This window comes from Sphingobacterium sp. 18053 (assembly GCF_902706145.1).
Lineage (GTDB): Bacteria > Bacteroidota > Bacteroidia > Sphingobacteriales > Sphingobacteriaceae > Sphingobacterium > Sphingobacterium paramultivorum.
In genome coordinates this window covers 339,167-362,599 of record NZ_CACSJW010000001.1, presented here as the reverse complement: position 1 = coordinate 362,599, position 23,433 = coordinate 339,167, and the positions used below count along the sequence as shown (strand labels likewise).

At 37.7% G+C, this 23,433-nt stretch carries 17 protein-coding genes and 3 tRNA genes; 7 read left to right on the top strand and 13 right to left on the bottom strand.

Translation table 11 applies throughout. The annotated features are described in order from the left end of the window. Nucleotides 1–36: 36 nt before the first annotated feature. Together GVK91_RS01640 and GVK91_RS01635 are read right to left on the bottom strand one after the other, a co-directional pair. The gene (locus GVK91_RS01640; RefSeq protein WP_159726597.1) at nucleotides 37–771 is read right to left on the bottom strand and encodes a LytTR family DNA-binding domain-containing protein; all 735 of its coding nucleotides are present in this window, start codon (nucleotides 769–771) and stop codon (nucleotides 37–39) included. Between the two features lie 12 nt (nucleotides 772–783). Continuing rightward, the gene (locus GVK91_RS01635; RefSeq protein ID WP_159726595.1) at nucleotides 784–2,661 is read right to left on the bottom strand and encodes a sensor histidine kinase; all 1,878 of its coding nucleotides are present in this window, start codon (nucleotides 2,659–2,661) and stop codon (nucleotides 784–786) included. A 506-nt stretch (nucleotides 2,662–3,167) separates the two neighbouring features. Between GVK91_RS01635 and lgt the strand changes: the two genes are divergently transcribed. Further along, on the top strand, nucleotides 3,168–3,986 hold the full coding sequence (lgt, locus tag GVK91_RS01630) for a prolipoprotein diacylglyceryl transferase (RefSeq protein ID WP_159726593.1): 819 nt from the start codon (nucleotides 3,168–3,170) through the stop codon (nucleotides 3,984–3,986). Between the two features lie 64 nt (nucleotides 3,987–4,050). Here the strand turns inward: lgt and GVK91_RS01625 are convergent, their stop codons facing one another. After that, nucleotides 4,051–4,719: a response regulator transcription factor gene (locus GVK91_RS01625; protein WP_153844569.1), complete on the bottom strand. Its 669-nt coding sequence runs from the start codon at nucleotides 4,717–4,719 to the stop codon at nucleotides 4,051–4,053. Between the two features lie 341 nt (nucleotides 4,720–5,060). Between GVK91_RS01625 and GVK91_RS01620 the strand changes: the two genes are divergently transcribed. Further along, on the top strand, nucleotides 5,061–7,088 hold the full coding sequence (locus GVK91_RS01620; protein ID WP_159726591.1) for an ATP-binding protein: 2,028 nt from the start codon (nucleotides 5,061–5,063) through the stop codon (nucleotides 7,086–7,088). Nucleotides 7,089–7,185: 97 nt separating this feature from the next. Here the strand turns inward: GVK91_RS01620 and GVK91_RS01615 are convergent, their stop codons facing one another. The 6 genes from GVK91_RS01615 to rocD all read right to left on the bottom strand — a co-directional run bounded on the left by GVK91_RS01615 (nucleotide 7,186) and on the right by rocD (nucleotide 16,729). Beyond that, nucleotides 7,186–8,256, bottom strand: coding sequence for a phytase (locus GVK91_RS01615; protein ID WP_159726589.1), 1,071 nt, complete (start codon nucleotides 8,254–8,256; stop codon nucleotides 7,186–7,188). Nucleotides 8,257–8,269: 13 nt separating this feature from the next. Beyond that, nucleotides 8,270–9,532 (bottom strand): right-handed parallel beta-helix repeat-containing protein, encoded by a 1,263-nt coding sequence (locus GVK91_RS01610; protein WP_159726588.1) that lies wholly within the window; start codon nucleotides 9,530–9,532, stop codon nucleotides 8,270–8,272. 150 nt (nucleotides 9,533–9,682) lie between these two features. Further along, nucleotides 9,683–12,469, bottom strand: a complete 2,787-nt coding sequence (locus GVK91_RS01605; RefSeq protein WP_159726586.1) for a TonB-dependent receptor — start codon at nucleotides 12,467–12,469, stop codon at nucleotides 9,683–9,685. Nucleotides 12,470–12,675: 206 nt separating this feature from the next. Next, nucleotides 12,676–14,298, bottom strand: coding sequence for a tetratricopeptide repeat protein (locus GVK91_RS01600; protein WP_159726584.1), 1,623 nt, complete (start codon nucleotides 14,296–14,298; stop codon nucleotides 12,676–12,678). 202 nt (nucleotides 14,299–14,500) lie between these two features. Further along, nucleotides 14,501–15,466: an arginase gene (locus tag GVK91_RS01595; RefSeq protein WP_159726582.1), complete on the bottom strand. Its 966-nt coding sequence runs from the start codon at nucleotides 15,464–15,466 to the stop codon at nucleotides 14,501–14,503. A gap of 3 nt (nucleotides 15,467–15,469) precedes the next feature. Next, nucleotides 15,470–16,729 carry an ornithine--oxo-acid transaminase gene (gene rocD, locus GVK91_RS01590; protein WP_159726580.1) on the bottom strand — a complete coding sequence of 420 codons (1,260 nt, stop codon included), beginning with the start codon at nucleotides 16,727–16,729 and terminating at the stop codon, nucleotides 15,470–15,472. A 122-nt stretch (nucleotides 16,730–16,851) separates the two neighbouring features. On the opposite strand from rocD, the gene GVK91_RS01585 reads away from it, so the two are divergent. Beyond that, entirely contained in the window at nucleotides 16,852–17,304 is a 453-nt protein-coding gene (locus GVK91_RS01585; protein ID WP_159726577.1) for an Lrp/AsnC family transcriptional regulator, read from the top strand. Between the two features lie 51 nt (nucleotides 17,305–17,355). On the opposite strand, the gene GVK91_RS01580 is transcribed toward GVK91_RS01585, so the two are convergent. Further along, on the bottom strand, nucleotides 17,356–17,541 hold the full coding sequence (locus GVK91_RS01580; protein ID WP_046673540.1) for a hypothetical protein: 186 nt from the start codon (nucleotides 17,539–17,541) through the stop codon (nucleotides 17,356–17,358). Between the two features lie 207 nt (nucleotides 17,542–17,748). On the opposite strand from GVK91_RS01580, the gene GVK91_RS01575 reads away from it, so the two are divergent. From GVK91_RS01575 to GVK91_RS01565, 3 genes are all read left to right on the top strand, one after another. Beyond that, a complete protein-coding gene (locus tag GVK91_RS01575) occupies nucleotides 17,749–17,991 on the top strand; it encodes a hypothetical protein (RefSeq protein ID WP_153844578.1) in 243 nt (80 codons plus the stop codon). Between the two features lie 84 nt (nucleotides 17,992–18,075). Further along, the gene (locus GVK91_RS01570) at nucleotides 18,076–18,729 is read left to right on the top strand and encodes an NAD(P)H-binding protein (protein ID WP_159726575.1); all 654 of its coding nucleotides are present in this window, start codon (nucleotides 18,076–18,078) and stop codon (nucleotides 18,727–18,729) included. Nucleotides 18,730–18,820: 91 nt separating this feature from the next. Continuing rightward, nucleotides 18,821–20,233 carry an alkaline phosphatase gene (locus GVK91_RS01565; RefSeq protein WP_159726573.1) on the top strand — a complete coding sequence of 471 codons (1,413 nt, stop codon included), beginning with the start codon at nucleotides 18,821–18,823 and terminating at the stop codon, nucleotides 20,231–20,233. 41 nt (nucleotides 20,234–20,274) lie between these two features. Here GVK91_RS01565 and GVK91_RS01560 read toward each other — a convergent pair. The 3 genes from GVK91_RS01560 to GVK91_RS01550 form a co-directional block, all read right to left on the bottom strand. After that, a tRNA-Thr gene (locus GVK91_RS01560) sits at nucleotides 20,275–20,347 on the bottom strand. Nucleotides 20,348–20,380: 33 nt separating this feature from the next. Further along, nucleotides 20,381–20,453 (bottom strand) — tRNA-Thr (locus GVK91_RS01555). A gap of 34 nt (nucleotides 20,454–20,487) precedes the next feature. After that, nucleotides 20,488–20,560 (bottom strand) — tRNA-Thr (locus GVK91_RS01550). 271 nt (nucleotides 20,561–20,831) lie between these two features. Between GVK91_RS01550 and clpB the strand changes: the two genes are divergently transcribed. Then, nucleotides 20,832–23,432, top strand: a complete 2,601-nt coding sequence (gene clpB / locus GVK91_RS01545) for an ATP-dependent chaperone ClpB (RefSeq protein ID WP_159726571.1) — start codon at nucleotides 20,832–20,834, stop codon at nucleotides 23,430–23,432. The last annotated feature ends 1 nt before the right edge of the window (nucleotide 23,433 follow it).

Here is a 23,433-nt window from a genome sequence, read left to right as displayed (position 1 = left end):
CTACTTCGAATCGTAGAGCCTTTGTTACTTCAAGCCTTATATATCATTCAAGAATTGCTGGATGACATCTTTTTTTCTTGTCGCAACAGGAATCATTTTACCATCGGACATTTCTATCTGCCCATCCTTGAAATATTTTTTTATATAGTTTGCATTGATTAAATAAGATTGATGACAACGAATAAATTCGGATTCAGGAAGCATAGTTTCAAAATGTTTGAGGACTTTCGAAACCATCATCGGTTTATTGTCTTTAATATAAAATGTGGTATAGCCCTTATCTCCTTGACAATAAAGAATATCATCGATATTCACAATTTGGGTGTATTCAAATGTACGTAGTGCTATTTTCTTAGGTCTAACTGGTGACTTCAGATAGCTTTCGGCCATACTTAGTTGCATGCTATTGAATCTAAACTCTGTATTTTTCTTATAGCATTTTTCAATAGCCTCTATAAATTGTTCCGGAACCAAAGGCTTTAATAAATAGGCAATAGCGCCTATATTAAGGGCTTCTATAGCATATTGGTTAAATGCGGTTATAAAGATTGTGTTTATGTCCAATTTCAGCTCTGAGAGGAAGGATAAGCTTGATCCATCTTTCAATTGAATATCAGCTAAAATAAGATCTGGATTAGATACAAGTAACTCACGTTCTGCCTGGGCGATTGATGGACTATAACCAACGATCTGGACATAAGGAATAGCATCCAATAAAGACTTAATGTACAAATAGATATTATACTCATCTTCAAGAATATAAACTTTCATAATTTCACGTATTTAATTAAAATATAAAACGAGTGGGATATAGAGTTCTACGCGATATCCACTTTTATCTTCTCTATAATTGGGCTTTATTTCAATCCTTGCTTTTTGCTGAGGATCATTAAACAAAAGCTCAAGGCGCTCTTTCGTGATAACTTGTGAAAGAGAGGTCTTGTGTGCATTATTTTTCTGATAAGATTGCATTCCCCAGCCATTGTCACTGATAACAATATGCAATTGATCTGCTTCCTGATTAAAAAGAATTTGCAATTGTCCACGATAATTCAAATTTTTGAAAGCATGTTCAATAGCGTTTTCAACAAAAGGCTGAATCAACATAGGAGGAATCATGACATCATCAACATCCAAGTTACCGCTCTCAATTTCAAAATCAAATACATCTTGATAGCGCATCTGCTGTAAAAGTATATAATTCTTTAATGATTTAATTTCTTGATCCAAAGAAATATACTCTTCCCTATTTAATTCGAGTATATCACGAATTTGACGGGACAATAAGATGAGGTACTGATTTGCCTTTGCTTTTTGCTCACTACTGATCAAACCTTGCAAATTAGCTATAGCATTATAAATAAAATGGGGATTAAGCTGGTTTTGTCGCGTCTTCTGCTCTAAAATTAATTGTCTATTTTCGGCAACTATACGCTGATTAATATTTTTCAATAGCTTTTGTTTATTCCGGTAATAAATGAAGAATGCAATGCTAAAGATCAGCGCAAATAAAATAACAAAAATCCAGCGCTGTTGGACCATAATCTTATGGTTGAATGCATTTGTTGTTTTTAAAAGCTTAATAGCCTGATCCTTTTTTTCAGTTTCATACCGTGTATTGATCTCATTGATACGTTCATTTTCAATACTTTTTGTGCTATTTTTATAATCCTGATAGGCCGAATCCAAGGTAAAATAAGCCCGTTCATAATCTCCTTTTAATGCGTGTGCTACTTGTAGATTCTGGTAATAGAATAATTTATTTTGCTTGCCTTTATGTGTTTTGATAAACTGCAATCCAGCATTAAAATAGTAGATCGCCGAGTCAATTTGATGATTATTCAAAAAATTTTTTGCCAAATTCGCATACGCATAGGCATTGAGCGCCTTGCTTGAAGATAAATAATTAAAATATTTTTGGGATGCCTCTACCGCTTTTCGACTATTCCCTATGCTAAAGAAATACTGCGCCTGTAAATTATACATGCGCATAATGATTGCAGAATCAGCCGTTTTATTCGCATAGTACTTGCAGCTATCCAGTGTTGCTTTTAACTTCTCAAAATCATGCAGTTCAATATACTGCATAAATTTGATCTCCTGATAGGCTTGCGCAACATGGGCGTCGGATCTGTTGGGATGATAATGATACCATGACTCGTTATCTTTGAGCGCCTGGTTATAGTCAGCTCGACGATAATTTGCATTTGCCAATAGATTGAAAAAAAGAAAGCTAAACCTACTCTTATTTTCTAACGCATATTCTTTAGCATCGATAATTTGCTCCATGATGCCAATAGTAGTCACATCATTAAAACTAAAATTAGCGCTTATTTTAAAGTAATCCTTCAGAACAAGCAAATCCGGAGACAATTTTCTCCCATCAAGGTTTTTCAGCGCAATTTCTATTGAATCAATTTTATCGTCCAACAAATAGTTATACGCCAAAAAAATCCAATTATAACCAGAATTATTAAAATGCTTGTCCTGAGCAAATACTGTTGTCTTCTTTGCTATAATAGATTGATCCCTAAAATCTTGTAAAGCGAGAAATTTTAATAATGTATCCTGATAGGTTAAATCAAGTGAATTATCTTCGATATGCGTATTATTTTTAGACGCCTGTTGGCCACTTTGATGACAAGAGAGTAACTGTGCCATGAGCACGAGAGATAAAAAATAAAAAGTAAATCTTGTCAAATTTCGTATCATCAGAATATAACTATCTGTTTAAATTTACATGAAGGTGCCTATATTTTTCCATAACCTCGTTCATTAATTATGATAAGCTTTCACAAGATGTAAACCGCTATTAAAAGAAATACGCAAGGTGCTGTCCATATTATGTTATCTATTGTCGAATATCGGAATATTATCAAAAAAACAATATATACTTTCAAAAGTATTTAACCCGGCTGATACTTATGCTAATATTCTTCTCCAATAAAAACACCGGTCGCAATTATTGAACTCGGTTATAGTTAGTTTCCTTTTACTCCCCACAAACATACAAATTGGTCAAACAACGAAAACTTCATAGTTAATAATCGCAGTATATGACTCAATATTTGCATCAATAAAGAGAATTTCATGTTTTTTCATCAAAATGTGTAACGAAATATCCCAACCACATACCTATACTATGGAGCATCACGCTAAAACGTAATATGGTAAATAATCTAATCTTAACTTACATAAACTGGAATATAGATAGTGATATCTTTGTTATTCCAATTATTGACCATCCAGTTCGCTGGTACGGGCTATTTTGGTTATTGGGCATTGTATTATGCTATAAGATATTAGGTTCATTATTTAAGAAAGAAGGTCGGCCAATCGAGTTTTTAGATCAGCTAACTATTTACATCGTTTTGGGTACCGTTATCGGAGCTAGACTAGGGCATGTATTATTTTATGACCCCAGTTATTACCTAGATCATCCCTTAAAAATAATGGCCATTTGGGAAGGTGGGCTGGCAAGCCATGGCGGAGGGATAGGTATCCTGATTGCGATCTATTTATTTGCAAAAAAACAGCAGCTTCCTTTTCTTTGGGTGGCAGATCGGGTTGCTTTGGTCGTCCCTATAGCAGGGGCTTGCATTCGTCTTGGTAACTTAATGAACTCTGAAATGATTGGCACAGCAAGTAGTTTACCTTGGGCTTTTGTGTTTACCCATATCGATACGATACCCCGGCATCCGGCACAGCTTTATGAAGCATTATTTTGTCTCCTATTATTAGTATTGTTATATCGTTTGTGGAAAGAAAAAGAGCTTCGACGTAACAATGGAAACTATTTCGCCTTGCTGTTGGTTTTGCTGTTTTCGTTCAGATTTTTGGATGAGTTTTTGAAAATCAATCAAGAGCATTTTGAAGACTCCCTATTCATCAATATGGGACAGCTACTTAGCATACCATTTATTATTATTGGAGCTGGTCTATTTATTTTCAACCGTTTTCAAGAAAAAATACCAAAATTAAAGTAACGGGATGCGCAGTACTTTCAAAGATCATCCTCTGTGACATGGCCGCGAGGAACAGAAATAGTTATCATGATTTTTTTAATAAGCCATGTTGAAAAGCATATTTTACTAATTCCGCAGTATTCTTCACTCCTGTTTTATCAATCAAGTTCTGCCGATATCCTTCAACAGTACGCTTACTCAAAAAGATTTTATCTGCAATTTCTAGATTTGTAAACCCGTCCGCGATCAATTCCAATACGTCTAGCTCACGTTCGCTTATTTCCAAATCTAGGATAGTATTCGAGCCAGCATCCGTATAAACTTGACCCGAAGAAACTTGTTCAAGTAAGGCTAAGCTAATTTCTTCACTCATATACCGCCCACCTTCAGCGACATGCTTTAATCCAAAAAGTAATTCATTATAACCTACATTTTTCAACAGATAGCCTGAAAGTCCATGTTCAAAACCTTCAACAACATAATGAATTTGACTTAGCATGGATAATATCACAACTTTGACCAATGGATATTTTTGACTGATGATTTTTAAAAGCTCCATCCCGTCCATATGCTCCATACTTATATCAGTTAAGATAATATCGGGAGCTAAACCATTTGCCAATATAGACAGCGCTTCCGTACCATCAGATGCCTCGCCTATCACCGCAAATTCTCCTTGGGATTCTAAAAGTAGTTTAATACCATTCCGTACGACCATGTGATCTTCAACCAATAGTATATTAACCGTATTCATCTTCTATAGCATTTAAATAAAAACTTTCAATTCTATTTTCTTCCAACCATATACGACAATGATGGTGTATTGTATTTTCCGATTTGGAATAAAAAAGAAACAGACTGCATAAACAAAATAAAGATACGAATTTCTACTCACTGTACTATTGATATCATGACTCCATATTAAACAGCCCTCAGGATGAAATGGAAAATAAAATAGAGGACCTCATACCGACCGACAACTCCTGTCATTTTTCGATAGAACGAAAACCCATGAGAAAAGGAACAATATTTGTATGTTATTAAATCAAGCTATACGTGATATCGCTTTAATCAACACTTAATTTTTGATATGTTATGATTTGTTCAGATAAAGATATTTTAGCCGTTCTCTCTTCTTCATTGGATGCTTGCGCAATTTATGATAGCGCAGATCTCCGTATTTCTTATGCAAGCACTAACATGTTAAAACTCTGGAATTGTGATCAGCGCATTATTGGGCAATGTCTTGAAAACTGTCTTCAACGAGAAGATTTAACGCCATATACCCCCCTCTTGAAAAATGCTTGGATAAACGGAAAAACTGCGGTTATCGAAAAGATAAAGATTAAGCTCAAAACCGAAAAACAGTCTTTACTAGGTTATACGCACACTTTTGAATATCATCCGCTCATCAATGAAAAGGGTGAAATTTATGGCATATTTAATCAAATTAGACTGATACCTGAAAATGAAGACAACCACCCACAAACGCAAGAAAAAAACACCATTGAACGAAAACTGCTACAAGATTTATTAACTCAAAAATATACAGTAGCAGGAAACCATTACAAAATCCCTACAAATAATTACACCTTATCACCTAAACATACCGAAGATCTCAATGAAAAACTTAAGGATGCACTCAAGAAAATCATAGAAAGTGAAGAACATTACCATTTTGCTTTACAGTCAGCCGAGATGGGAACATGGAATTTAAATTGTAAAAATTATATGGTCAATTGGGATGAACGGACTCGAGAACTCTTTGGTTTTGCTAAAGGTGAATATGTTCCATACAATGAGGTACTCAAATATATTCATCCAGAAGATAGGAATAGAATCGATCAAGAAGTCAAAAAATCACTGGCTTACCAGAACAAAGGTGTTTATGACGTACAATTTAGAACCATTGGAGCACAAGATCTTCAATTACCGTGGTTGCACTGTAAAGGAAGAGTATACTTTGACCAAGATCAACAGCCCGAATGGTTTGCAGGCACCGCTATAGATATTACAATCCAGCATCAGGAGCATGAAAAACTTGAAGCAATTAATCAACTTATCGCCAAAAGAGATCAACAGTTTAGAATGATCGTAGAAGCCGCCGGTATCGGTATCTTTTCTATTGACATGGAAACCAAGAAAATGGAACTCAATGATCGTTGCCGTGAATTATTTGGCTTCGATCAGTATGACAAAATAAAAGAATCTAACTTTTTTGACCAAATCCTGCCTCAGTATAGAAACATCATCCATCATGTTTTTCAGGAAGTAACACACAAACAATCTCCTTTCGATTGTCAATGTGAAATAAAAGATAAAAAAACGGGTAAGATAAAATGGTTAAGGTCAATAGGCGGAAGTCAATTGGAATCGGATACGACAAGACACATGATCTACGGCGCTATAATAGACAGCACCAATGACAAGGAAGAAGAAAGGAAAAAACTAGACTTTATTAGTATCGCAAGTCATGAACTCAAAACACCTTTAACCTCACTAATTGCCTATATCCAATTACTACAGGCCAAAGAAGGTACACTGAGCACCGAAAAGCGCATGCAATATCTCCACCAATCTAATGAGCAAGCAACGCGCATGCGCGGTTTAATCGACGGCTTTTTAAATGTTACTCAATTAAATGAGGGTAAGTTAGTACTTCGCAAAAAGACATTTAACGTTTGTTCTTTACTCGATTATATTCAAAATATCTATTCTTTAAAATCTGTAAAGCACTTCATTCATTATTCAGGAGCAATAGATTCGAATTTGGAGATTATCGCCGATCGTGATAAAATCGAACAAGTGTTAATCAACTTCATGGATAATGCCATTAAATATTCGCCCAGTAATTCAACAATTACCATGCATGTGGCCATACATTCAGGTTATTTTGAAGTCGAGATCAAAGACCAAGGAAGAGGCATCAATCATAAGGATCAGAAACAAATATTCAATAAATTCTATCGTGTAAATGACGATACGGATCGTTATGCTTCGGGATTTGGCATAGGACTGTTTATTTGCAAAGAAATTATTCAAAAACATCAAGGAGAAATTGGTGTCGACAGCCAGATCGGCCAAGGGTCAACCTTTTGGTTTAAAATTCCGGTCAGTGTATAAATAACGGCGCTAATTACCACTGATAAAATTTCCGATAGCAAAAAAAGCAACAGTTGCGAATCAAATCACAACTGTTGCTGAAATATTAATTCGTCACCTATTTCTTTTTCAAATCGGCTCTGGCAATATCTTCCCATCGATAATAATGGAATGTTTTATCGTCACTCATAACAACAAACAAGCCATGTTTGAAGGTTTCATTTAAATTAAAAGAGGTAGTTTCTGAACCATCACTTTGTGTTGCCATAACCGGCACAGTCTTCAGATATTTATGTTCGAAAGGATTGCTTTTGGTTCCTTCCCGACTAAAAACCTGAAAACGATTTGCACCCTGGTCCGACACCAAGATATATCCAGTACTGTCGGTCACTTTATAAATCGAAATACCTTCATGATCTTCTTTAAAACCTGCTGTAGCAAATAATGCCAACTGTTGGTTTCCCTTTGCTGGATCCGCATAGTATTGTTTTACGCCAACCTGTTCGTCCGAATAGTAAATATACCCAAGCTCATTGTCCACCGCTATTGCCTCAATCTCTTTCTTTCCACTAAATGAACCAAATTTGCGAACCAATGTAGCTTTTACTGAACCAGAACCATTATCCTCCAATAAATATTGTCCCAAATAGCCTTCTTTTGGTCCATTTTTTCGCCCAACAATAGCATAGATCTCTCCTTTTGGAGAAGTATATAGGGCAATCCCCATCAGATCCCTAAATTCAGGTTCAGTTTCACCAACAAACATATCTAATCCCCCTTGATCGATCGGCTTCATGTCAGGTAGTGAAAAAATACGCAATTTATGGGTCATACGCTCTGTTGTGACAGCGATATCGACAGGTTTCCCCCCCAATACCAAACCGTACGCTACATCAACATTGTTTGGTCGTTTTAAATTGGAAACCACTTTTTCTTTGACCGTTTTACCCTGTAAATCGTACACGAATAAAGCTCCATCGGCATCTTTATCCGTTGCTATAATCAGACTCTTGCTCGGATCGCTCTTATTGATCCAAATTGCAGGATCATCCGAATCATAACGTACAGCATCGGTCACAATAACGGGTTTAACTGAGTTTACCGTATTTGTTTGCGCATTTTTGCATGCTATTTGAAGCAGGGTTGATGCTCCCAAAGTTAGTGTTAGTATTGTTTTTAAATTTGTCATTATATGAAGTAAATTAGAATTTGGAACCAAATGCCCCAACATAAGCTGCAGGCTGAGGGGAATTATATGTTAGCCCGTTTGACATCACCAGGCCACTCGTAAAATGGGGTTTAAAAGCCAAAGTACCGGCCTTTAATGCAGGTGAATTCCCCTGAAGATGAAAATCCCAGGTTGAATCAAATACGTAATTGTCAACCGATGTTTCTAAAGGATAAGAAACAAATTTAGGATTATTCTCCCCTGCCACTTTACCTCTAACATCATTACTACCGCCTACAATATCATTTTTACCGACCTGAAACTGATCTACAGTCAATTGACCGTAGCCATAATACCAATTATTACCTGACACAGAACGGTTATCTTCTGGTTTTTTAGGATCACGCTTGACTCCAAACCGTGTATTTGCAAAAAGATTATTATAAATTTCTGCTCTGACAGAGGCTTCTAACCATATGGAACCTCCTTTGGCTGTAGGTCTGCGCCACCCTGTATTGAGCATGGTATTATTATAAACAATAATATAAGCCTGAGGTGTACGGTCTCCCGAGTTGGATAGTTTTAATGCATTGGTATTTACACTATACACTAGGTTATAAGCAACATCTGCAAGACATCCGGATTTGAAATTCATCGCTTCTCCACCTGTCACCCCATTAGAAAAGAAACGATTGTTAGCGAAAATGATTTTTCCACCTTCAATATACGTGCAGTCTTCGTGAAAATGACTTACAGTACTATTTTGAACAACTAGTTTTCCGTCTGAATTTGAGAACCACAACGCTGGCAAAGCTTCACCAGACACTTTTTTATACAAGCCCATTTTTACAGAAGTCGACGCATCTGATGTAATTGCACCACCATATTCAATGACGGTATTGTCCAAAACAAGTTCCTGGCAGCTTGGAGCGGCTAAAATTCCTCCCCATAACTTGCCAAATTCATTCGTCTTCGTCTTATACCCATCTTCAACCGTAAACTTTACAGGATTTTCAGCTGTACCTAGTGCATACAAATTACCCAAAACAACAATTTCAGGCTTATTGACAGAATCCATCAATACGGTTACACCTTCCTCAATCGTCAGGCTCTTGCCTTCAGGAATAATAATATCTCCCTTGATATGCTGCACACTCCCTTTGCTCCACACACCGGAGACCTCACCTATAGCACTTCCATCAGCATCAGAAGTATCAACATCAATATTTGCTTTTTCACAGGCACTTAGCACCACGATAAAAAACGCTAGAAACGATAAAATACATTTATTTTTCATCTGTATATATTTAATTTTTAATGATGAAGCAGATTTCACTTATCCAAAACATTGGCTTTCCAAAAAAGTGAAAGCTTCACCGAAACAAACTGTTGTTATTTCACGTCGCACATGTTCAGATTAAAACATGCCCTGTTTTACGCGGGTCTATTATTTACTAAACGAATAACGTAAACCAAGGATATAGTTCTGTCCATACAAATCCTTTCTAATCAAAGTATTTCCGCCTTCAATAAGCTTTTCAGCGATCTTCTCATTTTCGGGATTTGTTCCTTTCACATACAATTCCATTGGTGTATTCAAGATGTTGTTAGCTTTGGCAAAAATGGCCCAGCCAGCTTTAAATTTCTTCTCAATAGAAGCATCTAACTGAACAAATCCTTTTTGCCATAAATCATCGTTCAAAAATTGCGACACTGTATTGATTCGTGAGCCGGTGTAAGATCCAGCTAACTGTCCTTCCCAGCCATTATTAGCATCTTTGTAAAGTAACGATAGATTGGCCACATGTGCAGCTTGCCCATATAGCGGTCTCGTTTGATCCACGATAATCGCTTCAGGGTCCTGAGTGGTTTCGTTGATTCGACGTGACATCTTGGAGGTCGTTATACGTGAATGTGTATAGGTATAATTGGCCTTAATACCAAATTTCTGGATATACTTGATATAATCAACCTCGAGACCAAAGTTGTTGGCGTTACCAAAATTACCGGGGGTGTAGTATACATCCTGTTTACGAACCTCATCCGGTTGAAAGGTATATTCAATTGGATTTTTGATTTTCTTGTAAAACATACCTACAAGAAATTGAGAGGAAGCTTCTGGGAATAATTCATACCTTAAATCAAAGTTATCTGCTAAGGCGTGTTTTAAATCTGGATTTCCTTTTTCCAAAAACTCTTCATTAACCACACTTGAGGGTACAATTTCATAAAATCCAGGGCGGTTTAACGCACGATAATAAGCCGCATGAAGCTGCTGTTTTTCGTCCAAATGATATTTCATGGTCAAACTTGGCAGCCATTCTGTATAAATTTGGGATCCCTCTGGTCTTTTTTCTCCTGCAGGAAACAATAATTTATAATTCTGATTGGTATGCTCCATCCGGATACCACCGATCATCTGCCATTTGTCATTCTCATAATTGAACATGCCGTACAATGCTGTTGTCTTCTCACCGGCGTCGTAAGTTAATGGATTTGCGACAGCTCCAGTAGGGTTGGTAACGGTCAGATTAAGATCGGTATACCGCTGAAAATCCACGCCATATTTATACTTTGCCTCTTCTGCAGAAGCTGGTGATAAGTTGTAGTTATTGTAAAAACTACTACGCTGTTTATCACGATACAAACCACCGGTCGATAGTTCCAGCTTACTGTTTTCCATTGGAACTTTATAGGCTACATCCCAATAGCCTGCACGATCATTATCCGTATTTCGCTCCCAACGATAAGTTACAGGAGATTTGTTGACGAGAGAAGTCCTTTTACGTTCAAAATTTTCTTCTACTCCATCCAAACTGATCATCGTATTTTGTGGCAATTGATTGCGGGCCGAAGAGAGTACTCCTGACCAACGGACATTCAAACGATTATCTAAAAAATGATGATCGCCCTGTAAGGTACCATTGTAAATTTGTTGCTGCGTTTTTCGGCTTCTTGTCACATAGGTCAGTTCGGCTTTACCAATGCTGGGATCATACTGACCATTGTATATCGTATTTACGGCATCGCGCAATTGCATGTTATTTAAATTCACATACATTTGATAAAAGCTAATCCGATGATTTGGATTAAATCGATAATCGATCTTGTTATGCAAACCTAAGCGTTGTTGCTGTTCATCATATTGACGATCGCTCTGCTCAGTAATTACTGCATTGGGATTTACGCCAACGACAGCCGATTTGTAGAAAATAGAACGACTACCTCGATGTAAATTTTGATAGCTCGCGCCCAAAATAACGCCCAATTTATCATCCAAATACCGATTTCCTATTGTCAGATTGCCGACAAGGTCTGGAAGGGGCTTTTTATAGGTGTAATCTAACGCACCCTTATTAAAATCAGCAGCAGTTGCATTGTAATTCTTCCCATTCAGTTCGTAGGGAGATTTTGCCGAAGTTCCGCCTGTTGAAAAGCTTCCAAAATCACGATTAAAATAACGTTGACTGTAACCTGTTGCCAAATTTGCTTGCAGCAATAATTTAGTCGGTGCCGATTTCATAACCATATTGACAACTCCACCCACCGCATCGGCTTCCATATTTGGTGTTAGCGACTTGTAGACTTCTAAGCGTTCCAACATATCTGAAGGAAATAAATCCAAAGGCACATAACGGTATTTATTATCCGGACTTGGAACCTTTACACCATTCACTAAAGTGGTATTGTAACGTTTGTCCATCCCCCTCAGAATAGCATATTGTCCCTCGCCATTCGAATTTCTTTCTATAGATACACCCGAAACACGCTGTACAACATTTGCAACGGTGATATCCGGAGAAATCTCTATTGCACGCGCCGAAACAACATTCATAATTTGTGACGCATTCTTTTCCAAACGCCTTGCACTAGGATCATCATCCCCCCCATTCCGGCGTCCTTTTATGGTTACTTCCATTAATGTCTGTTCGGTAGATGTCAGCTGAAAAATAAAATGAGGTGTATTTTCTTTTTGAATTTCGATTTCTTTAATTAATTCGGCATAGGCCATATGCTTGATATGAACCCTATCCACACCTGCAGATAATCCTTTGAATTCAAACGAACCATCCAATTGTGTTTTGGTCGATAGCCCACTCTGTTCCAAGAATACTGTTGCACCAGCAATAGCTTCACCAGTTTGACCATCCAATACCTTACCTTTGATTTTGGTCGCATAAGCAGCGCTGACCGAAATACTGGAGGCAAGTAATACCGTTAAAAAGTTTTTCATTTTGCTTAGATTATTATGAATCTTTGATTGTTGTCGCAAAGATGGCAGCCAATTTTAATCACACAAAATATCTAGCGTTACAACAAGGAAACAAGGTAAAAAGAGCACTATACAGCAAGGAAACAGATAGATCTAAAACGCTAATAAACAGTAGCTTAAAAACAAATTACACGCCATTAACATTCTATTACTCCTATGTTAAAAAATTATGAAATACCAACGAGATAACCCGCTAGATCATCTCCTTGTTCCAATCTTAATTTTTTTCGCAATCGATGTCTGGCAACACGAAGGCTATCTTGTGATATGCCCAATAGGACGGCAATCTCGATATTATTCAAATTTATTTTAAGCAATGCTATTAATCGCATATCTGCGGCCGTCAAATCTGGAAATCGTTGAATAAGTTTTTCAAAAAAGCTGTGATGCACCTTTTCGAAAGTTCCCATAAATTCTTTCCAATGGATGCCCTGTGTGATATTTTCATTGATCTGCAACACCAACTTCTGCATTTGTCGTTTTTGATCCCTGCGTTCGTCCTTAACCATTCCCTTTAATTCATCACGAAGTTCTTCCAAAAATTGATTGTTACGGATCAGGTTTAGAGTATGGGATGTCAATTCTTTCTGTTTGATCGACAGCTCCTGTTTGAGCTGCTTATCTTCAAGCAATTGGTTTTTAAGCGCAATTTCTGTCAACTCACGTTCGGCCTCCTGTTTTCGCGATTCGGCGATCTGATTTTTGATCTTAATTTTCTGGCGACTATACAATACATAGGATAATACAATTAACAAAATTAAAACCACAATTGTACCCCACAGCATGATTAAGTTGATTCTTTTTGTCACCTGTAATTTTTCAATCTCCTCAGCTTTTTGGTTCATATCGTAGAGCGCCTGAAAAAAAGCTGTATGTCGAGCACCATCTACGCTATACAGTTCAAGCACCAACTTACGGCTCTTTTCGGCATAAAAATATGCGCTATCCATTTGGCCAAGCAAGGCGTATGTTCTACTCAAATCTTTTGTCGTAGCAGCCATTTGATACACATCACCCAAATTTTCCGCCATCTGATAAGCCAATTGTGTCAATTTGATACTTTCCAGATATTTATTGGTCTTTCTAAAGATATCGCCCATATTATTGATGACCACAATTTTTCCATAATTGTCTTTTGTTTCCGTATAGAGCCTACTTGCTTTTTCAAAATGAAGAAAAGCGCTGTCATACCTTGCCAGGTCTTCATAAATACTGCCCAAATTTTCATGGATCTTGGCTTCTCCATTTTTATTACCCACACTGCTATAAATGGACAAAGCAAGATTCTGATAGACAAAGGCGGAGTCGTAGTTAGCTTCCTTTTCAAATAAATGACCAATATTCCCTAATGTACCTGCCTCTCCATTTTTATCCCCTTCTGTTCGGAAAGAATGTAGCGCCTTGTTAAAATAAACTTTCGCTACATCATGTTGTTTATTGAAAATATTGAGTTCCCCGATATCACTCCAATTCGAAGCAAGATGCTGCTTTGAATTTAATTGCGTATAGAGTCGATCGGCCTGAAAATAGTAGTCCTGCGCCTGTCCATAATGTCCCTGATTGACACATAACCATCCAATCGCCTGTAAACAATTGGCTTGTAACAATAGATCTTTATCCGTAACAGCTTTTGCATAACGTTTTTTGACGAGCATAATTGCAGAATCAGGATGGTTTTGACTTAACCCCCTAATATCCTTAAAGGATTCAACCTGCGCAGTACCTGGGTGCCACAAAAAAAGCTGTATAAAAAAAAGTAGAAACAAAATAATTTTATCAGAAATCCTCATATTTAACGTAAATAATCGAATTGCAAATGTACATGAAACATGTTAACACAATATTAAATCACATAAAGTAACACGAGTTTTAACATAAGGAAGGCTGCCTTATTTTTATCCACCAAGCTCAACGATATGCTATTAAAAAAGCCCTTTTATTGATGTGTATCATCAATAAAAGGGCTTGAAAAATAGACAATCCCAAAACCGGTTAATTACCCGATTTCAATTCAATGAGCGGAGTGATCCGTTCTAATATATCAAATGCCACCTCTGCCATTTTATTACCTTTATTGTCCAATAACGGATTAACTTCAACAATTTCAAAACAAATTACCTTTCCAGATCGGATGATCTCTTCTAAAATCAACACAATCTCCCTTGGCAAAAACCCCTTAGGTACTGGTGTTCCCGTGCCATCCGAGATCAATTCACTATCCATGCTATCCACATCAAAAGAGATATAAACCATATCACATGCTTCTAGGATTTTCAATGCCTCAGCCACACAATCGGTTATTCCGCGCTGTCTCGTATCTTCCACACGATAGTTCTTAATGCCAAGTCGTTCAATGACCAGATCTTCCGGTTCTTCCGTATCCCTTACACCAAAATAAATCAAATGATTGGATTGTATTTTACCTACTGGGCCAGCTATTCGTTTTAGTTTATTCCAAAATTCTTGTGTCGATTCGTCTATTTCATTGATTTTGCATGGCAAATTATCCTCATTCAACATCGCCGCTAAAGGCATTCCATGCATATTACCAGAGGGAGTTGTGTGCGGAGAATGAATATCGGCATGTGCATCTACCCAGATCACACCGAGTTGTTTATCGGGATAAGCGGACTTTATACCACTGATCGTCCCCATTGCGGAGGAATGATCCCCTGAAAACACCAATGGAAAATTGCCGGAAGATAAGCTATCTTCAACAGTAGAAGCCACTTGTTTGCATTGTTCATAAATCTGCTGAATATGTTTCGCAAAAGGATGATTATCATTTTGATAAATGGAGCTATTTCGTGTCGGCACATCAACAAATGGATAATTAATGAAATACTGACTTCCTTTATTAATTGCAGCTATCTCGATGGCGTCGATGCCCAGATCTGAACCCCTAGTCCCTGCTCCGATGTCCGATCTGTTTTTGATCAATTCAATCATTTTCTCCATACACTATTTCAAATTAGTCAACGATCGCTCAATAATCCCTAAGCAAGTCTCGACTTGCTCTTTTGTAATAACCAACGGCGGAGCCAATCGAATTTTGTTACCATGTGTAGGCTTCGCTAAAAGTCCATTTTCTTTAAATTTGAGACAGATACTCCATGCCAAATCACTTTCTTCATCCGCATCAATTACAATGGCTGTCAAGAGCCCCTTTCCTCGCACTTCTGTAATTAACGTGCACTTAGCAGCAATCTGACGCAATCCATCCAAAAACAATGCACCCATCTGAAACGCCCGTTGAGTCAAATTTTCATCCCGCACCACATTTAGCGCTTCCATAGCTACTGCACAAGCTAATGGATTCCCGCCATAGGTAGAACCATGTTCGCCCGGTTTAATGCACAACATTATGGAATCATTTGCCAACACTGCCGATACCGGCAATACACCGCCCGATAAAGCTTTTCCTAAAATCAGAACATCTGGTTTGCTTTGACTTTTCGTATCATCAATATCATAGGACGCCAACATACTTCCCGTCCGAGCAATACCGGTTTGGATTTCGTCTGCAATAAACAATACGTTGTATTTTGTACATAATTGTCTCACTCGCATTAGATAATCCTCGTCAGGAACGACAATACCCGCTTCGCCTTGAATCGGCTCAACGATAAAACCGGCGATATTTCTATCTGCTATGAATAATTGTTCTAGCGCATCAACGTCATTATAGGGAACGAGTACTATGCCATCTAAAAAGGGGCCAAATTCATGTGTTGCAGTACGATCATTGGATGCCGATATAACAGAGATTGTTCTACCATGAAAATTGTCCTTGGCAAAGACAATTTTCGCTTGATTGGCCGCTACACCTTTCACCTGATAGGCCCATTTACGACAAAGCTTCATTGCCGTTTCTACCGCTTCAACTCCCGAATTCATCACCAAAGCCTTATCAAATCCAAATAACTGACAAAGCATTTCTTCAAAATCGCCCAATTTATTATTATAAAATGCTCTCGATGTAAGTGTCAATTTTGCAGCTTGCTCTTTTAAAGCATGTATAATCCGCGGATGGCAGTGTCCTTGATTGACAGCAGAATATGCAGACAAGAAATCAAAATAAGACTTTCCATCAACATCCCACACCATCACTCCTTCAGCTCTTTCCAAGACGACCGGAAGAGGATGATAATTGTGCGCTCCATATTTTTCTTCTTTGGCAATGAACATCTCGCCCTTACCATGTTTAGCTACTGTACTCATAATTCAGATTTTTTCAAATAATAACAAATATACAATATTTACTTTTTTATTGGTTTAAAAATAAAATTTAACACTAAATTAGCGTAAAAATATTAAAATTAACTTTTAAACCACTTTATATAATGAATAGTATCGATGATTTTGATCTACAGATTTTAAAATATTTAGACGAAGATGGACGGATGGCCTATTCTGCAATAGCAACAGCTATGGGCGTATCCAATACGATGATCCATCAACGAATCAACCGATTAACGGAACAAGGGATACTGGCCGGTATAAAGCCTGTATTAAATGAAAAAAAGCTAGGCTATGATTGGGGTGCTTTTACGGGGCTAAGTTTAGAAAAAGATCATGACTCGAGCCGAATTATTGAAAAACTTAAGAAAATACCAGAAGTTACAGAATGCTATTATATTACAGGCAATTACACGCTATATGTAAAAATTATTGCTAAGAACCACGAACATATGCGACAATTACTCTATGAAAAAATCGATAGTATTCCGGGAATCGCAAAAACAGATTCCCTGATTGAATTAGGCTGTGCTTTCAAACGTAATATTATATTCTAGTACAAGAAAAACATACATGGGATCCTGAACATCTATTTCAGGATCCCCACACTACTTACCAATATTTGCCAATTCTTCTTCTGTCCAGTAGATCAATTCGCGCAAAACATATACATTTTCATAGCTTCCCAATCCGTCGATGTAGTCCCACAAATCACCTTCAACCTTCACTGGTCTTCCATGATGAAGTATATCATACCCATTATCTAACCAATTTTGTATCTGCTCTTTATCCATCGTTATTAAAACTTATTGTTAATTATCTTTAAAATGACTATATCAAATATAATATATTTTACTATGGCTACCCAAAACTGTTTCAAAGAAACTAAAATTTCAACAACTTTTTGACATAGTGACTATCGCTCTTCAAGAAGTTCTCGTGCTAATTGACAAATTTTAAAAATAAAAAAGTATATTCGTACAACATCAAATATCATTATTATGGCAGATTTTTTCTATGTTGGATTTGAAGGTGAAGATGAATTACTCGAACTGGTGGCAGTATCTACGATTCAATCCCTCCTCTATTTTCAGGATGCCGATCAAGAGGATTTTACAACAATAAAAACCGCTATTGATCAAAATTTTATTGTCGAAGAAGATCTAATCACTGTAGCAGATACACTCAGATTGGATCAATCTATTGTTCGCTTTACTCCTGGCAAGCCTAATTATAAAGATTAATTACATGCTCAATCATCTGGGCAAATAACTCTCAGTAAAGCAATTAATTCAAGATAATTGGTAAAGAAAATAAGTAAGGGAATAATGAAGGTAGTTTTAATAGGCGGTTCTGGCGCTACAGGAAGGGCACTCGTTCAATTGATGTTAAAATCTAAGGAAATTACGGAAATCGTTGTGCTTTTAAGACGTGTCTCGTTTGAGGAGCACATTAAATTGAAACAGGTTGTCGTAGATTTCGAAAATCTAACAGATTTTGAGCAAGTGATACAGGGCGATGTCGCAATTTCCTGCCTTGGCACCACATTAAAAGACGCAGGCAGTAAAGATGCACAATGGAAAATAGATCATGATCTTAATTTGCAATTTGCGGCAATGGCCAAAAAAAATGGTTTTCCTACCTTTCTGTTATTATCGGCTGTTCTTGCGGATCCTGCATCAAAAATTTTTTATAACCGCATGAAAGGAAGCCTTGAACAAGATGTTAAAGCACTTGATTTCAATCGGCTTATTATTTTCCAGCCTGGAGGATTAATCCGACCAAATACAGATCGCTTCGGTGAAAAAACTGCCCTTACTGCCCTTCGTATCTTTAATACGATAGGATTATTCAAATCATATGAACCACTTTCAGTAGCACAAGTTGCTATGGCAATGTTACAGGCAATCAATAACTATACAACAGGTATCCATACAGTAACCGTTAAAGATATCAAGGAATTAACTGCAGAAACCAGTTGAAACAACTAAAAAAACAATTCATAATATTGAATTAACAGTAAGCTAATCCTAAGGCTTTAATTTGTGTTTTTTTAAAATAACAACTATTCAAATGAAAAAACACGTTTTATTTCTGTTCCTCCTCGTTTTTGTACATGTTTTCCCCTCTTTTGGCCAAGAAGCAAAATACATCTTTTACTTAATTGGTGATGGCATGGGGCTCAACCAAGTTAATCTCACTGAAATTCATCAAGCTGAAGTACAGCATAAAGATAACCCGATCCCACTTGTGTTTACTCAATTTCCTCACGTTGGATTTGCCTCCACACATTCACTGTCCAATGGTGTAACGGACTCTGGCGCCGGAGGTACCGCATTAGCCGTTGGAAAAAAAACCAAAAATGGTGTTATCGGTATGGACAGTACAGGAACAGTCCCCTATAAGAGTATAGCTTATGCCGCGAAGCAAAAAGGGAAAAAAGTCGGTATTATTACAAGCGTCAGCATAGACCACGCTACCCCGGCTTCATTTTATGCGCACCAAGCAGACCGCGACATGTATTGCGAAATCGGCAAAGAAATTGTCACTTCCAATTTTGATTTTTTTGGCGGGTCCAATTTTCTCAAACCCGAAACAACATTTGATCATAAAAAGGCGCCATCGCTTTTCCCCATATTAGAAAAAGCCGGCTATAAAGTGCTTAAAGGAAAAGATGCTTATGCACAACTACCAAATAAATCAGATAAGATCATATTGATGAATTCAGATGGCGGCCCCATAGATGCCCTTAAATATGCTATAGACCAAAAGCCAAGTGATTTAAAATTGGCGGATATCACATCTGCAGCTATCACTTCATTGCATCAAGACAATACAAATGGTTTCTTTTTAATGATTGAAGGTGGAAAAATTGATTGGGCATGCCATGCAAATGATGCAGCTACAACGATTCAGGAAGTGTTGGATTTCAATACCTCTGCACAACTTGCCTATGATTTTTATAAAAAGTTCCCAAATGAAACACTTATAGTCGTGACAGCGGACCATGAAACAGGAGGATTAGGTGTCGGTAATGGAAGTTCTTCGCTGAAAACGAAATTCTTGTCCCACCAAAAAACCTCGCATGCAGAACTTTCTAACGCAATTGGCAATCTCCGTAAAAATAATCCAAATGCAACATGGGACGATCTAAAGAATCTTATTGCTGCTCAAACTGGTTTATTTTCCAAAATTACCATGAATGAAACTGATCGTAGTGCTTTAGAAGCGGCCTACCAAAAAAGCTTTGTCGATCATCAAAATGAAACCGCAAAAAGCCTTTACGCAAGCGACGACAAAATAGCCGCATTGAGTATTTCAATCTTAAATCGGATGGGATCAATAAGCTGGGCTTCTAATAACCATTCGGCCGCCTATGCACCGGTATATGCCATCGGAGTTGGCTCCGAACAATTCAATCAGAAAATGGATAACACAGATATACCAAAGAAAATCGCTACAGCAGCAAAACTTAGTTTAGACTAAACAAAAAAGATCCCCAAGAAATCTTGGGGATCTTTTTTATGAGCCTCTTATCGGAATCGAACCAATGACCTACTGATTACAAGTCAGTTGCTCTACCAGCTGAGCTAAAGAGGCTTTCAAATGAATTTTAATGAGTGTCGCTCAAAGAGCCTCTTATCGGAATCGAACCAATGACCTACTGATTACAAGTCAGTTGCTCTACCAGCTGAGCTAAAGAGGCTTTTTAAAGAAGTTTAATGCATGTTGCTTAAAAGAGCCTCTTATCGGAATCGAACCAATGACCTACTGATTACAAGTCAGTTGCTCTACCAGCTGAGCTAAAGAGGCGTTACTTCTTTTCAATCTTACAACGTCTGACCGTTTTAAGATGCTGCAAATATCGAAAGCTTAAACCAAAAATGCAAGTCGATTTCAAGAATTTTCTACCCTGCTAAGCCAATTATTTAAAAATCAAGCGCATTATTTTTAATAACTGAAAATTTGTCATGATTCAATAAAAAATATTGCCATTTTTTCCGAAGTATGGCCTAAAACCTGAATGGCACTTCAATTGTTATAACCAATATGTATCAACGAAACTTTAAATAAGACAATAAAAATGAATTTTAACAACTATACAATTAAAGCCCAAGAGGCTATACAAAAAGCTTCCGAAATTGCGGCAGGCCATCAACAACAGGCCATTGAGACAGCGCATATTTTAAAAGCTTTACTTACAGTGGATGAAAATGTTGTCAGCCACTTATTAAAAAAGTTAAATGTCAACCTCAGCTATCTCGGTACTGAACTTGACAAACAAATTGAAGGTTTTCCGAAGGTTAGTGGCAGCAATATTTATTTAAGTAGTGATGCCAACAATGCACTTCAGAAAGCACAGGGCTATCTCAAAGAATTCAATGATGAATTTGTCTCGGTAGAGCATTTACTATTGGGTATCCTGGCAACTTCTGATAAGACCTCAACATTACTTAAGTCACAGGGCGTTACAGAAAAAGACTTAAAGACCGCCATAAAAGAATTGCGCGGAAACAGTCGGGTAACAGATCAAAATGCTGAAGCCACCTACAACGCTTTGGGGAAATATGCTCGAAATTTAAATGAATATGCCGAATCCGGCAAATTGGATCCTGTTATCGGCCGTGATGAGGAAATTCGACGTGTGATGCAGATACTCTCCCGTCGTACCAAAAACAACCCCATACTCGTCGGTGAACCTGGGGTTGGTAAAACGGCTATTGCGGAAGGTATTGCTTACCGAATTATAAAAGGCGACGCACCTGAAAACTTAAAATCTAAGATTGTATTTTCCTTAGATATGGGCGCTTTGGTTGCCGGCGCCAAATATAAAGGGGAATTTGAAGAACGTTTAAAAGCGGTTGTAAAAGAAGTTACCGATTCCAATGGAGACATTATACTCTTTATCGACGAAATCCATACACTGGTGGGTGCTGGAGGTGGTGAAGGTGCCATGGATGCGGCTAATATCCTCAAACCGGCTTTAGCTAGAGGTGAGCTCCGTGCAATTGGAGCGACAACCTTAAACGAATATCAAAAATATTTTGAGAAAGATAAAGCATTGGAACGCAGGTTCCAGAAAGTCATGGTTGAAGAACCCGACACACAAGATGCTATTTCTATTCTCCGTGGCCTAAAAGAACGCTACGAAACACACCATAAGGTACGCATTCTGGATGAGTCTATCATTGCCGCCGTGGAATTATCACAGCGCTATATTTCCGATCGTTTTCTACCAGATAAAGCGATTGATTTAATTGATGAGGCAGCATCCAAATTACGCCTTGAAATGGACTCTGTACCGGAAGCTGTCGATGAGCTTGAACGTCGTATCATGCAATTGGAGATCGAGCGTGAAGCTTTGAAACGTGAAAATGACGACAAAAAAGTCGCAGAACTTTCGGAAAGTATCGCCAATCTATCGGCAGAAAGAGATACGTTGAGAGCATCCTGGCAAGAAGAAAAGAGTCTTGTTGACAATGTTAATCAAGAGATTGAGAATATTGAAAACTACAAACTCGAAGCGGAGCAGGCTGAACGTTCCGGAGACTATGGAAAGGTAGCAGAGCTTCGTTATGGACGGATTAAAGAAGCGCAAGAAAAAGTTGACAAACTAAAGGCTGAACTCGCTGAAAAACAAGAGGGCAAGCGTATGCTCAAAGAAGAAGTTACTTCGGAAGACATTGCCGATGTTGTTGCAAAATGGACGGGAATACCTGTGAGCAAAATGATTCAATCAGAACGCGAAAAATTATTGAATCTTGAGGAAGAGCTTCATAAACGTGTCGCCGGTCAGGATGAAGCAATAGAAGCTATTTCTGATGCCATTCGTCGATCACGCGCTGGATTAAATGATGCGAAAAGGCCAATAGGATCGTTCATATTTTTGGGGACTACCGGAGTCGGAAAAACCGAACTTGCAAAAGCACTTGCCGAGTTCTTATTTGACGACGAACAATCCATGGTTCGTATTGATATGTCGGAATATCAAGAACGACACGCAGTGTCTCGTTTAATCGGGGCGCCTCCGGGATATGTCGGCTATGATGAAGGCGGACAATTGACTGAAGCAGTCCGTAGAAGACCCTATTCTGTTGTTTTGTTAGATGAAATTGAAAAAGCTCATCCCGATGTATTCAATATCCTATTGCAGGTATTGGATGATGGCCATCTTACAGACAACAAAGGTCGTACGGTAAACTTCAAAAACACCATTATCATTATGACCTCCAATACGGGGTCGACCATTATACAGGAGAATTTCAGTCATCTGACCGATGATAATAGGGATGAAATTATCGCCAAAACACGCAATGAGGTCTTCGATCTTTTAAAACAGTCGATTCGTCCCGAGTTTTTGAACCGTATCGATGAAGTGATTATGTTTACGCCATTAAGTCGAGACGAAATTGGAGATATTGTTCGTTTACAATTTGCACATGTTCAGAAACAGCTGGCCGAACAAAATATATTTATTACAGCTTCTGATGAAGCAATGGATTGGCTGGCACAACTTGGTTACGATCCTATTTATGGGGCTAGGCCATTAAAACGTGTTATTCAAAAACGAATTTTAAATGAACTATCAAAGGAAATTTTATCCGGAAAAGTAAATCGCGATTCGATTATTCGTCTAGATGTATTCGACGGTAAATTTGTGTTCATCAATAAACAAGAACAATAAA